We start from the raw sequence: 12,500 nt of genomic DNA, 5'->3' as shown, positions 1-12,500 counted from the left end.
CTTATGAGTAAAAAGATGAAAAAAGATTTTGCCGAAAGACAAAAAATAAAGGAGGAAGCAAGACTTTTAGGGAAAGAAAGTGTCGGTATTGATGAAAGCAGCAAGCTAAAACATGGTGATGATTACAGAGGAAAGATTATCCATGACAAAGACAGGTTTCAACATAAGATACACGAAAAGATAAGCAAGAGAGTTTCTAAGAATGAGCTTACTCAGGGAAGTTCCAAGAAAAATGCAAGGCATAGAAAATCTGTTAAGATAAATAACAGTCAAGGAAATGCCGAAATAAAGTCAGACTATAATACCGATGTGAAAGACGGACGAATCTACGATCCTTTAGGCAAAGACCTTGATAATGACGGGATCATTGACAGGTATGACAATAATTTTAGGGACAGCGATTATTTTGAATCAGCTTATGATGTGGAAGATAATCTTCATATAAAGGAAGATATAACAGGAAATTCTCCCAAAAAACATAAGGCTCAAAAGGAAAAGTATAAGAAGAAAAACTATTCAGATAAGCTCTATACAAGAAGTAAGGATAATACTTCAAAAGAAGAAAATGCTAAAGATAAGGCTGAAAGCAAAAATACCGGTAAAGAAACTGTCTATGACAAAGAAAAAAAGAACAGGCTTTCCAAAGAGCAAAAAAAGGCACTGAAAAATAAGGTCGCAAAGGTGTCTGCTCTATCAGGACTTGCAAAAGGAAGTGAAACGGTAAGGGATTATCTTTCCCATGGCAGTGATGAAAATCAGGGCGTGGAAACAGGAGAAAAGATTGCAGATGTAAACTCAAAATTACTTCATGGGATAAAAAATTATGCCAATAAGAAAAAGGCTAAGAAAAGCTATGATCTCAGCAAAAAAGATTACAAGATACGAAAGCGTAAATCAAAGCTGGAGTTTCGGGAAGCCAAAGAGGAATTAAAGAAAACGGATGAGTACAAGAAAGCTGATACCTTTAAGAGATTTCAAAAGCGTAAGCAAATGAAAGATACTATAAGAAAGCAGAATAAATCAAGGCTTAGGGACAGGATTAAGGAAGGAGTTATTAACACCTTAAAGAGTTCAAAGGAAATGATCGTACGAAAAGCAAAGGGACTTATGATGATTGTCATAGGTCTTATTATTTTACTGACTTTCTTTACCAACTTTGCAGGGACATCTATGACTGGAATGATGAACTCTACAAGCGGCGTATTAACTACAACCTATCTTTCCGACCAAAATGTCTTAACGGAAGTTAATCAGCAGTTTTCAGGATTGGAGGAAGGGCTGCAAGACGAAATCAGTTCCGTAGAAGAAAATTATCCCGGCTATGATGAATACATCATAGAAAAAGAGGGAGAAATCGGACACAATACCCATGAACTTTTATCCTACATCACTTCAAGATGTGGGGAAATTAAGGATTCAAAGGAAGTTCAAAGCATCATCAATGACCTTTTTACAAAGATGTATGATTTATCTTATCGGGAAGAAATTGAAATCAGATACAGGACAGTTACGGAAACATATACCGATGAAGATGGCAATGAGCATACCGAAAGCCATGAAGAAGCCTATGAGTATAAGAAGCTCATAGTAACGCTGAAGAAAAGAGAAATGGACAGTGTTGTAAGAGAAATCTTTGCAGAGTATCCCGATAATGTTCTTCACTATGAAGCACTGCTTGCATCTAAAGGAAATATGGAAACTGTCTTTGGAAGCGGAAACGGAAATTTATCGGAGATTGTAGAGAATCCCGACTTTTCAAATCCGGGAATTGCCTTTGATGATGTAACGGTGAAGGCATTGTTTAACGAAGCGGAAAAGCATATCGGAAAGAGATATGTATTTGGGGCGAACGGGCCGAATAACTTCGACTGTTCGTCCTTTGTATGTTGGAGCTTTACCCATTCGGGAGTAAAAAATATGCCAAGGACGACCGCTTGGGGAATTTACAAAACTTACTGCAATCCTGTATCTCCATCGGAAGCAAAGGCGGGAGATATAATCTTTTTCAAAAACACCTATAACAGTGGAAGTCCAATATCTCACGTCGGCATTTACGCAGGAAACGGTATGATGATACACGCCGGTGATCCTATCCGCTTTGTCAGTATCAATACACCTTACTGGAGAGAGCATTTCTACGGCTTCGGCAGAGTAAAATAAAGAAAGGACGGTAAAATGTGAAAAAAGAACTTACAGCAGTAAAAAACAAGATAAAGAAGTTAAGGGATAAGAAGGCTCTGATTGATGAAGAATTGGAGCCTTTATTGATTCGTGAAGAAGAACTTGAAAATGAGGAGATTGTTGCCATTTGCAGGAAGAACAACATCACAATTACAGATTTAATGGCAAAGGTTAAAAAGGAACAAACAGAAACGAAAAAGGAGAAAAAAGATGAAAACAGTTATGAAAAATAAGGTATTTACAAGGCTAATGACAGTTTTGCTTCTTGCAGTTATGGTCATTATGGCAGCTTACCCATCGGTAGCCTATGCACAGGTTGATGAAAAAGAAGCAGCACAGGAAACACTAAAAGAAGAACCGAAAAAACCGGAAATTACAGTTATTAAAAAGGAAGAAGAAAAAGAAGTCCGCTATCCCAATAAGTTAAATGCCAAAGAGCCGGAGAACTTAAAGCAAAGTAATGCAGCTTCAAATGGTGAAAAGGCAAATACAAATAAGGGAGTGGCTTCCGCTCCCTCAAAAGCAAGGGCTTCCGTTACGGAAAACAAGGATAATGCAAACCAAGATTATCCGATTCATCATAACAGCGATAAGGACAATAAAGAAACCGATAAATATTCCGCTGATGCCAGACAGTTTATTACCTTTAAGACGAAGAACGGTAAGACCTTTCACCTCATTATCAATCACGATGAACAGGGAGAAAATGTAATGCTCCTTACCGAAGTTTCCGAAGATGATCTGCTCAATATGGTTGAAGCAAAGGAAAAACCGAAAGAAGTAGTCAAGGAAGAACCTGTAAAACAAGAGAAAACGGAAGAAGTAAAGCCTGAAAAAAAGGAAGAAAAAAGCAGCACCGGAACATATATCCTGCTTGCTCTTGTAACTTTGGGTGCATTGGGAGCAGGATATTATTTTAAGATAGCAAAGAAGAAAGAAGATAAGGAACTGGAAGCCTTAGAGGAAGATGATGATTTTTTCTCGGAAGCGGAAGTCAATGAAGAAATGGAAAATGAAGAAGTTGAAAATCAGAAAATGGAAGATGAAACAGAGGACAGCGAAGAAGATTAGGAGTAAAAAAGATACTATTTGCTGTAAAACACAGGGCGAGAGAGTAAAATCTTTCGCCCTACTTTATTGAAAAAGGAGGAAAAGCGAAAAATGAAGTTAGTGATAGCAGAAAAACCGAGCGTTGCACTATCCATTACCAAAGTGATTGGGGCAAAGAATAAAAAGGACGGATACTATGAGGGAAACGGCTATAAAGTATCTTGGTGCGTGGGACATTTAATTCAAATGGCAAATCCCGATTCTTATGATGAAAAGTATACCAAGTGGAATATGGCGGATTTACCGATTATTCCAAGTGAATATCAGTATGATGTGGCAAAGGCGACAAAAAAGCAGTTTAACACCCTGAAAAAGCTGATGAATGATAAGGAGATTGATACAGTTATCAATGCCTGTGATGCAGGACGGGAGGGAGAAGCAATCTTCAGACTTGTATATCTTCAAGCAAACTGCAAAAAGAAGATGAAAAGGCTTTGGATTTCATCAATGGAAGATTCTGCAATTAAAGACGGCTTTGATAATCTAAAAGACGGAAAAGACTATGACAATCTCTTTGAATCGGCACAGGCAAGGATGGTAGCAGACTGGCTTGTCGGAATGAATATCAGCAGGCTTTATTCCTGCCTGTATAAGCAAAATTACAGTGTTGGAAGAGTTCAGACACCTACCCTTTCCATGATTGTTAAAAGAGATGACGAAATAGCCAACTTTAAGAAAGAAAAATACTATACGGTAGAACTTGAACTTAACGGCTTTACTCTTTCGACAGAACGAATTGACAGCTTGGAAGTGGCAGAACAGCTTAAAAATTTACTCGAAAACAGAATAGAAATTACGGATGTGATTCAGAAAGAAAAAGTTACTAAGCCTGACTTGCCATTTGATTTGACAACACTTCAAAGAGAGTGCAACAAGTATTTCGGATATAGTGCAAAACAGACACTTGACTATGCACAAAGCCTGTATGAAAAGAAGCTGATTACTTATCCAAGAACGGACAGCAGATGTTTAACCGAAGATATGATTACAAGCACAGTTAACAATATCTTAGGAAAAAATGATTTTGATACAGGGCGTATCAAGGTAGTATTCAACTCTAAAAAAGTTACGGATCATCATGCGATTATCCCGACCGTATCATCGCTCAGTGAAGATATATCCAAACTTCCTGAAAATGAAGCAAAAGTATATCGACTTATTTTCAATAAGTTTCATGCAAGTGTAGGCTATCCACTCACCCAAAATACTACTAAAATTGTAGCTGAATTTGACGGTTTTGAATTTACAAGTACCGGAAAGGTAATTAAAGAGGAGGGCTTTACAAAATACCTTAAAGAATACAAATCTAAGAAGAATGAGGACTTGGAGCTTCCTGATGTAAGCATTGGAGATGTTATTACTATTGGAAATAAAGAGATTAAAGAAAAATACACTCAGCCTCCGAAACACTTTACAGAGGTTATATTCTATGAAGTGTAGATTAGAAAAATAAAAAGGGGGAAAAGTCAATGGCTACAAACAAAAAGATAACTGCCCTCTACGAAAGACTTTCTCGTGATGATGAAATGGTAGGGGACAGTAATTCGATTATAAACCAAAAGAAAATGCTTGAAGATTATGCTAATAAAAATGGCTATACCAATATCTTGCATTTTACCGATGACGGATATTCAGGAGGCTCATTTGAAAGACCGGCTTGGAAGAAACTCATTGAGGGAGTAGAAAATAACATCATAGATACTGTGATAGTTAAGGATATGAGTCGTGTCGGGCGTGATTATCTTCAGGTAGGCTTTTATACCGAAGTGATGTTTAGAGAAAAGGGAGTACACTTTATAGCTGTCGCAAATAGTGTTGATAGCAATAAAACAGAAAGTGCCGAATTTGCACCATTTCTAAATATTATGAATGAATGGTACATCAGAGATGCCAGTAAAAAGATAAAGAGCGTATTAAAGTCAAGAGGATTGGAAGGAGGACATCATACATCAAACCATGCTATATATGGCTATCGTAAAGATAAAGACAATCCAAGCAAATGGATTATTGATGAAGAAGCAGCTGAAGTAGTAAGACGCATATTTCAGATGAGTTTAGAGGGAAATGGTCCGTATCAAATAGCCAAGATTCTAACAGAAGAAAAAGTTGAAAGACCATCGTATTATCTTGCTCAAAGAGGAATGGGAAACCATATATCTAACTATAACTCAACAGAGCCATATCTTTGGAGAGGAACAACCATAAGCAATATTCTAAGTAGACCTGAGTATATGGGACATACTGTGAACTTTCGCACCTACAAAGAGTCCTATAAAAGTCATAAAAGCAAGAAAACGTCCAAAGACGAATGGGTAATCTTTGAAAATACACAAGAAGCCATTATTGATGAAGAAACCTTTAATACAGTTCAAAAACTCAGAAAGACAATTAGAAGAACGGATAGCGTAGGCATAGCAAATCCATTAACCGGACTTGTTTTTTGTGCAGATTGCGGAGCTAAAATGTATAATCATCGTGGAAAAGCAGGATTTAAGAGAGATTGGTTAGGGAGAAAAACAGATAAAAGGCGTCCTCTAAAAGATGAATATATTTGCTCAACCTATAACTTGGCAAGGGGAAATTTTGAAGAAAAATGCTCATCACACTATATCCGAAGTGAAGTTATCAATAAATTAGTTTTAGATACCATAAGGGAAGTAAGCGAATATGTAAAATTGAATGAAGAAGAGTTTATTAAAAAAGTATATCGGGCATCAAAGGAGCAACAGGAAAAAACCTCAAAGCTATTAAAGAAAAGATTAGCAAAAGAAGAAAAAAGAATATCTGAAATAAATAGTTTAATCCGAAAGCTATATGAAGATAATGTAAGCGGAAAACTCTCTAATAAGCATTTTGATATGATGTTAAAAGACTTTGAAACAGAACAAACGGCATTAGAAAAATCAATAGAGCAAACAAAAGACACATTAAGAGATTTTGAAGAAGACAGTATCAGAGCGGATAAGTTTATTGCACTTGTAAAGAAATATACTGACTTTAGTGAACTTACAACTCAAATGATCAATGAATTTGTAGATAAGATAGTGGTTCACGAGGGGAAATGGAAAAATTGTGAGAGGACACAGGAAATTGAAATATACCTAAATTTTATTGGTAAGTTTGAAATGCCAAAAAAAGAGCCTACAAAAGAAGAACTTGAGGAACTTGAAAAACTAAGGAAAAAGAGAGAAAAGAAGCGTGAGTATAATTATAGGTATATGAAAAAGGTAAAGGATAGAATGGAAGCAGAGGGAATATAAGGATAGGTATAAGACAAAGAGAATGGTTTAATTGTATGCTTGACATACAATTAAATTTATAGTATACTAGGTATACAAAATTTTTAAGAATAAGGAGTTTTAATATGGAGTTAAAACCAAATATTTACTATAAAACTATTTTGCAATATCGAGAAGCGGAACTTCTTTTTGAAGCTCTTAAATTAGATATTTTTTCTTATTTAGATGAACCAACAACACTAGAAGAATTCCTAAAATCGACAAACTATGACAAAGAAAATACAAAATATTTTTTATCAGCATTATTATCGTGCGGTTATATAGAAAAAAATAATTTAACATATTGCAATACAAAATGTAGCAAATTATACCTTTCAAAAAACAGCTCAAAGTATATAGGAAAAGCAATTTTATTTAGAGAAAAGTTGGGTTCAATATCAAATATAGGTGATAAGGTAAAAGATAATTCGTTAGGACAAAATGATAAATTAGATTTTTCAGAACTTGCTGAAATCGTTCATGATGAAATGTATGTTACCGGTCGAGTAGATGACTTTAATAGGGAAATTAAACAATTATTTTCTGACAAATATAGAAATTATAAGGTCTTAGATTTGGGAGGTGGTAGTGGAGTATTGTCTATTGAGTTTATTAGAAATTTTCCAAATAGTACAGCTTATGTATTTGAAACATCTGAGGTTGCCTGCATAAGTAAAAAGATAATTGAGAAAAATGATATGCAAGACAAAATTTTTGTTTTAGAAGGTGATTTTAATGTAGATGCTATAGGTGATGGCTATGATTTAATTATTGCTTCAGGAATTTTCAATTTTGTTAATATGGATATTACGGAGTTTATTTGCAAACTATCTGATGCATTAGTATTAAATGGATATTTATTGATAATTGGTTCATTTTTTGAAAATGAAGAATATCATAAAGAGCATATATTAAATTGGCTTAAAGGATATATAAATGGGATGAAACCAGCACCAAAAAAATCTGAAATTGAGCAATCAATGCAAAAAGCGAATTTATCATTGGAAAAGCGAATAAAAGTTGGATTGTTTGCAGGTGAATTACGTAGAAAGGATGGTGAGATATGAAGTTGACATCTATACAAAATGAAGTTATAGACTCATTTATTAAACTTACAGAGAAAATTTCTAATGGAAAGACAAATATTTTAGATTTTGGAAGTAATGATATGGTTTTTTATAGAGGAGAAATTCATATTATAAAGATGATTGGCGATTATCCCGGAATATACAGTTCTGAAATCGCACGTAATTTTGGAATAACTAGAGCAGTAGTTCACAAAACTTTATTGAAGCTAGAAAAAAGGAATTTAGTTGAAAAAAAACAGGATTCAGAGGATAAAAAAAGGCAAAAATTATTTTTAACTCAAAAAGGGAAACTAGCTTATAAATATCATGAAGAATATCATGATGAACATGATAAGGCTTTATTTGATTTTATTAAAAATCTTTCAGAAGAAGAATTAAACACAATATTAAGATTTTTGAATTATGCAGACCAATTAGTTCAAAATCATTTTTAAATTGGAGGTTAGGATAATGAAAAAACAAATTATAATTTTGCTTGCAATTATAGTACTAGGATGTGTTTTTGCAGGTTGCGGTAAGCAATCTGTTGAAAATGATGTTAACAATAAAGAAGTTAAAGAAAGAGTGATACAGGATATAAGCGGAGCAGATGTTAAGATTCCGCCAGCAAAAGATATAAAGAGAGTGGTAATTGTCGCTCCTCCTATTACCTCAGTTGTCATTAAGTTAATACCTGATCAAAAGATGATAGTTGGACTTAATGAGAAAGCCTTTATTCAATCTGATGATGGTATTATGGAAAAAGTGTTTCCGAAATATAAAAATATTGACACTAAATTTGTTGGTGAAGATTTTTCTATTAATAAAGAATCGCTCTTAGCCCTTAAACCTGACATAATTTTATATTATGGAGAAGCGCAGAAGAAAAATCTTGAGAACATAGGTGTCCCTATTATAAATTTTTTCTCTCCTAAATTAACAGACCCTAAAGATGTAACTATTGCATGGAATAACCTATTGTGTGAAATTTTTGATATAGAAAAGAAAAGTCTACTGTCTGATGAGTGGCAACATTCCGAGGAATTATCAAAAAAAATCCTACCACAATCAAATTCAGAAAAAGTAAAGGCGTTGTGGATATTTAGAAATGTTAAAGGAAAATTAATGGTTGCAGGAAAAAGTTCTTTTGATGCTTATGCTGAAAGTTATTTCGAAAAAGCTGGAATAATTAATGTTGCTAATGAAATTCAAGGTACAGCAGAAGTAAACATGGAACAAATTCAGGCATGGAATCCAGATATGATTTTTGTTTTTCAAGGAGTACCGGCTGGAGCATATTTGAAGAATAATATAGAGGGGCAAGATTGGTCTATGATAAAGGCGTTCCAAGAAAAGAAAATTTATGATATTCCAAAAACAACATATTCATGGGCAGCACCTTGTATGGATTCACCACTTATGCCTTTATGGTTAGGATCGAAAGCATACCCTGAGAAATTCACTAATGAAGATTTTATTAAGGAATTTAAAGACTACTATACGAGAGTATATAGCATTTCATTGACCGATCAAGATATTAAGGCAATACTAGGTTTAAGCGGGAATAAATAGTTATGTTGGAGTCAGGAAAACATAGTGAGAAAAGTGTGATTTTAAGTTTGATAGGACTTCTGTTGTGTGTTTGTATATTTTCAATGATGTTGGGGAAATACTCTATTCAACTAGGAGATATCTTAACTGTATTAAAAAATAGAGTATTCAATAGCTATAATGAAGAACTAAAAGTTGTAGATCATATTATTATTAACATAAGATTACCAAGAGTTATACTTGCAGGAATTGTTGGAGCTGGATTATCTATTTCCGGCTCTTCCTTGCAAGGAACTTTTCAAAACTCTCTTGTAAGTCCGGATATCCTAGGAGTATGTTCAGGTGCTGGGCTCGGAGCGGCATTAGGAATTTTGTTTTTTGACAATAATATAGTTGTCATTACAGTGCTTCCATTCTTGTTTGGAATTTTAAGTATTATTTTAGTGTTTTTTTTATCTGGTTCTAAAAAGAAAAGTGATAATATGACTTTGGTTTTATCTGGAATTATTGTTTCATCAATTTTTAATGCCTTAACTTCATTGGTGAAATATGTTGCAGATACTAAAGACAAGTTACCAACAATAACTTTTTGGTTAATGGGAAGTTTTTCTAATACAACGTATAGAGAAATACTAATTTCTGCATTACCTATATTTATAGGGTTATTGGGTTTGCTTATGTTCAGATGGAAACTCAACTTGCTTTCTTTAGGCGATGAAGATGCTTATACATTGGGGGTAAATCCGAAACAAACTCGTTGGTTAATCATTTTATTCTCTACCCTAATAACAGCGGCTTGTGTAGCGGTATCAGGCATTGTTGGTTGGGTAGGACTAGTAATCCCTCATATTTGTAGAAAAATTATAGGAAATAATCATGATAAGTTACTTCTTGTTTCCTGTTTAGTAGGAGCAACTTTTATGATTGTGGTTGATACCATTGCAAGAAACATTGTAACTTCTGAAATCCCAATTGGTATTTTGACAGCACTTATAGGAGCTCCCTTCTTCGCAATAATATACAGAAGGTCTTGTGGAGGTGAGTAATATTATTTTAGAAATCAAAGATGGAAGTTTTTATTATAGCAAAGAAAAATTTATTTTTGACCATATTAATTTTGAACTTGGAGAGGGAGAAATTATGGCAGTTATGGGGAAAAATGGTATTGGAAAAACTACATTGCTAAAATGTATCATTGGATTGCTTCAATGGACGGACGGGTATTCTGCGATAAATGGTAAAATAATAGATTTTAAATCTTTGAATCAAGTGGGGTATGTTCCACAAGCACATAAAACATCCTTTTCATATACAGTATTTGAAATGGTTTTATTTGGGAAAATAGGACATAATTCTTATTTCGCTAATCCAAAAACTCAAGATTATGAAGAAGTAGAAAAAGTACTTGTTCGTATGGGAATAAGTGAATTAAGAGATAAACCATGTAACGAACTTAGTGGAGGACAATTACAACTCGTTTTTATAGCAAGAGCTTTAGTAAATTCTCCTAAACTTTTAATTTTAGATGAACCTGAATCACATTTAGATTTTCGCAATCAATTACGACTTATGAAAATTATTAAAGAATATGTAAGCGAATATAAAATATCTTGCATTATAAATACACATTATCCTAATTATGCAATTCTTTTTGCAGATAAGTGTTTACTTTTAGGAGATGATGATTATCAAGTGGGTGAAATTACTGAAATTCTAAATGAGAAAAGCATTTCAGAATATTTTTCGGTCATTTCAAAAAAAATTGTAGCTTCATACAAAGAAAAAGATTTTACTGCATTTGTGTTTATTGATGAAGTATCTGATTTAACTGTTTGATTATTGAGGAAAAAATATGATTAGAAAAGTAGAAATAATTTCAAAACATTCTAAGTGATGATAAACAACAATTAAATATATCTTATACGATAGATATTTTTTTTATTTATGTATTCAGAGGACATTTTACGCCAAAGTGTAGAAGTCCTCCTTTTTTTATTCTCAAAAAGCAAAAACAGAGAGCAGAAAAAGGAGGATAGCACAATGGATAAAAAGGATTACTACCTTTATGTCAAAGGGAAAGCAGTTAAGGTCAGTGAGGAAGTCTACAAAGCCTATTGGAAGATAACCGAGCATGAAAAATACCTTATCAAGAAAGATTGGAAAAACAATGTAATACCGTTTTCAGCACTGGATTATGACGGACACTTTGTAGACAATATCATAGATGAAAGAGTAGACTTAGAAAAAATTGTAGAGGTCAAAATGCAGATTGAAGAATTAAACAAGGCATTAGCTACACTCACAAAAAAAGAAAGAGAGCTGATAGAAGCCATTTTCTACAAAGAAGAAAGTCTAAGGTCGATTGGTAAAAAAGAAAAAGTAAGCTATCAAGCAATCGGAAAAAGGAGGGACAAGATTTTAGAAAAACTAAGAAAACTTTTAGAAGATAAATTCTAAAGAGATGGGAAAGGTTAAGTATCTAAAAAAAGGTGCTTAGCCTTTCTTTATTTGGAACGCAACAATATTGAAATGGAGGAATGAAAAATGAAAGAGTTAGAAAATGTAATGAGCCAGTTGGAAAAAGAAACTAAGAAAAAAGAACAGGCGGAAAACAAAATCAAGCAACTAAGACAAAAGAAATCACAGCTAAAAAGAAAGGCGGACACGAAACGAAAAGTAGAAAAAGGAGGCGTGTTTGAGAAATTTGAAAAACAGATAACCGGAGTAGAAGAAAATACAGATAATGATTTAATCTATGCCTTTTTAGATTATGTACTTTCCGATAATCGAAATAGAGAAAAGTTAAAAGAACTTACAGAAATTCATTTAAGAGAAAAAGAAATCTCCTTAGAAGAAAATTCAAATCTTGGAGAAGAAAACGGAAATGATGATTTTGAAGAACCGACTGATGAAGAATAAGAAAAACAGAAATGTATTAGAGATTGAGATGGAGCAAAGTGAGAAACATTTTAACACTTTGCTTTTTTTGTGGATTTGAAAATCTACAAAAAGCAAAGTTCACAGGGGTCTAAGGGGGAGTAGCCCCCTTGAACAAATAAAAATGCTTTAGCGTTTTTGTTTCCTTAGCGGAGCTAATAGCTTTCCGCAGGAACGCAAAGCACCGTAGTCAAACGGTGTATCTTTGCGCCCTTTGAAAAAGGGAGCGAAGATACCACCTGAACATTAGGATAGTAAAATTCCAAAACTAAAAACAGATAAAGGAGAAAAAGACAATGGAAATCAAAAGTTTGCATACCCATGTAGATATCGTTACAAGGTCAAAGGGGCATAGCGTGATTGCAAAAGCTGCATA

Annotated in this window: 11 protein-coding genes and 1 pseudogene; all 12 read left to right on the top strand. The window is 33.8% G+C overall.

Annotated elements, in window-relative coordinates:
• Positions 1-3 precede the first annotated feature (3 nt).
• The 12 genes and pseudogenes from HMPREF9629_RS09340 to HMPREF9629_RS09285 all read left to right on the top strand — a co-directional run bounded on the left by HMPREF9629_RS09340 (position 4) and on the right by HMPREF9629_RS09285 (position 12,106).
• A complete protein-coding gene (locus HMPREF9629_RS09340) occupies positions 4-2,160 on the top strand; it encodes a C40 family peptidase (RefSeq protein WP_009526166.1) in 2,157 nt (718 codons plus the stop codon).
• Positions 2,161-2,177: 17 nt separating this feature from the next.
• Positions 2,178-2,414, top strand: a complete 237-nt coding sequence (locus HMPREF9629_RS09335) for a hypothetical protein (protein ID WP_007790404.1) — start codon at positions 2,178-2,180, stop codon at positions 2,412-2,414.
• On the top strand, positions 2,392-3,252 hold the full coding sequence (locus HMPREF9629_RS09330; RefSeq protein WP_009526165.1) for a CD1107 family mobile element protein: 861 nt from the start codon (positions 2,392-2,394) through the stop codon (positions 3,250-3,252). Before HMPREF9629_RS09335 ends, HMPREF9629_RS09330 begins: the two co-directional genes overlap by 23 nt.
• A 90-nt stretch (positions 3,253-3,342) precedes the next feature.
• A pseudogene (locus HMPREF9629_RS09325) lies at positions 3,343-4,710 on the top strand (DNA topoisomerase III); the annotation flags it as partial.
• 50 nt (positions 4,711-4,760) lie between these two features.
• A complete protein-coding gene (locus tag HMPREF9629_RS09320) occupies positions 4,761-6,551 on the top strand; it encodes a recombinase family protein (RefSeq protein WP_009526163.1) in 1,791 nt (596 codons plus the stop codon).
• A gap of 104 nt (positions 6,552-6,655) precedes the next feature.
• Positions 6,656-7,636: a class I SAM-dependent methyltransferase gene (locus HMPREF9629_RS09315; protein ID WP_009526162.1), complete on the top strand. Its 981-nt coding sequence runs from the start codon at positions 6,656-6,658 to the stop codon at positions 7,634-7,636.
• Entirely contained in the window at positions 7,633-8,091 is a 459-nt protein-coding gene (locus HMPREF9629_RS09310; protein WP_005541984.1) for a MarR family winged helix-turn-helix transcriptional regulator, read from the top strand. The genes HMPREF9629_RS09315 and HMPREF9629_RS09310 overlap by 4 nt, the downstream gene beginning before the upstream one ends.
• Positions 8,092-8,107: 16 nt before the next feature.
• Positions 8,108-9,208 (top strand): ABC transporter substrate-binding protein, encoded by a 1,101-nt coding sequence (locus tag HMPREF9629_RS09305; RefSeq protein ID WP_009526161.1) that lies wholly within the window; start codon positions 8,108-8,110, stop codon positions 9,206-9,208.
• Positions 9,209-9,210: 2 nt separating this feature from the next.
• Positions 9,211-10,233, top strand: coding sequence for a FecCD family ABC transporter permease (locus tag HMPREF9629_RS09300; protein WP_009526160.1), 1,023 nt, complete (start codon positions 9,211-9,213; stop codon positions 10,231-10,233).
• Complete coding sequence (locus HMPREF9629_RS09295; protein WP_242822046.1) at positions 10,220-11,023, top strand: ABC transporter ATP-binding protein; 804 nt, start codon at positions 10,220-10,222, stop codon at positions 11,021-11,023. The genes HMPREF9629_RS09300 and HMPREF9629_RS09295 overlap by 14 nt, the downstream gene beginning before the upstream one ends.
• Before the next feature lie 204 nt (positions 11,024-11,227).
• A complete protein-coding gene (locus HMPREF9629_RS09290) occupies positions 11,228-11,644 on the top strand; it encodes a sigma factor-like helix-turn-helix DNA-binding protein (RefSeq protein WP_009526158.1) in 417 nt (138 codons plus the stop codon).
• An 87-nt stretch (positions 11,645-11,731) separates the two neighbouring features.
• Positions 11,732-12,106 carry a hypothetical protein gene (locus HMPREF9629_RS09285; RefSeq protein ID WP_009526157.1) on the top strand — a complete coding sequence of 125 codons (375 nt, stop codon included), beginning with the start codon at positions 11,732-11,734 and terminating at the stop codon, positions 12,104-12,106.
• Positions 12,107-12,500: the final 394 nt, after the last annotated feature.

Source organism: Peptoanaerobacter stomatis, assembly GCF_000238115.1.
GTDB lineage: Bacteria > Bacillota > Clostridia > Peptostreptococcales > Filifactoraceae > Peptoanaerobacter > Peptoanaerobacter stomatis.
The sequence above is the reverse complement of the archived record's forward strand: the minus strand, read 5'-3'. Positions and strand labels throughout refer to the sequence as shown.

Excerpts from the sequence above, each read along its gene's own strand:
- HMPREF9629_RS09340 (WP_009526166.1), top strand. The coding sequence starts at position 4 with ATGAGTAAAAAGATGAAAAAAGATTTTGCCGAAAGACAAAAAATAAAG.
- HMPREF9629_RS09330 (WP_009526165.1), top strand. The coding sequence starts at position 2,392 with ATGAAAACAGTTATGAAAAATAAGGTATTTACAAGGCTAATGACAGTT.
- HMPREF9629_RS09320 (WP_009526163.1), top strand. The coding sequence starts at position 4,761 with ATGGCTACAAACAAAAAGATAACTGCCCTCTACGAAAGACTTTCTCGT.
- HMPREF9629_RS09315 (WP_009526162.1), top strand. The coding sequence starts at position 6,656 with ATGGAGTTAAAACCAAATATTTACTATAAAACTATTTTGCAATATCGA.
- HMPREF9629_RS09310 (WP_005541984.1), top strand. The coding sequence starts at position 7,633 with ATGAAGTTGACATCTATACAAAATGAAGTTATAGACTCATTTATTAAA.
- HMPREF9629_RS09305 (WP_009526161.1), top strand. The coding sequence starts at position 8,108 with ATGAAAAAACAAATTATAATTTTGCTTGCAATTATAGTACTAGGATGT.
- HMPREF9629_RS09300 (WP_009526160.1), top strand. The coding sequence starts at position 9,211 with ATGTTGGAGTCAGGAAAACATAGTGAGAAAAGTGTGATTTTAAGTTTG.
- HMPREF9629_RS09290 (WP_009526158.1), top strand. The coding sequence starts at position 11,228 with ATGGATAAAAAGGATTACTACCTTTATGTCAAAGGGAAAGCAGTTAAG.
- HMPREF9629_RS09285 (WP_009526157.1), top strand. The coding sequence starts at position 11,732 with ATGAAAGAGTTAGAAAATGTAATGAGCCAGTTGGAAAAAGAAACTAAG.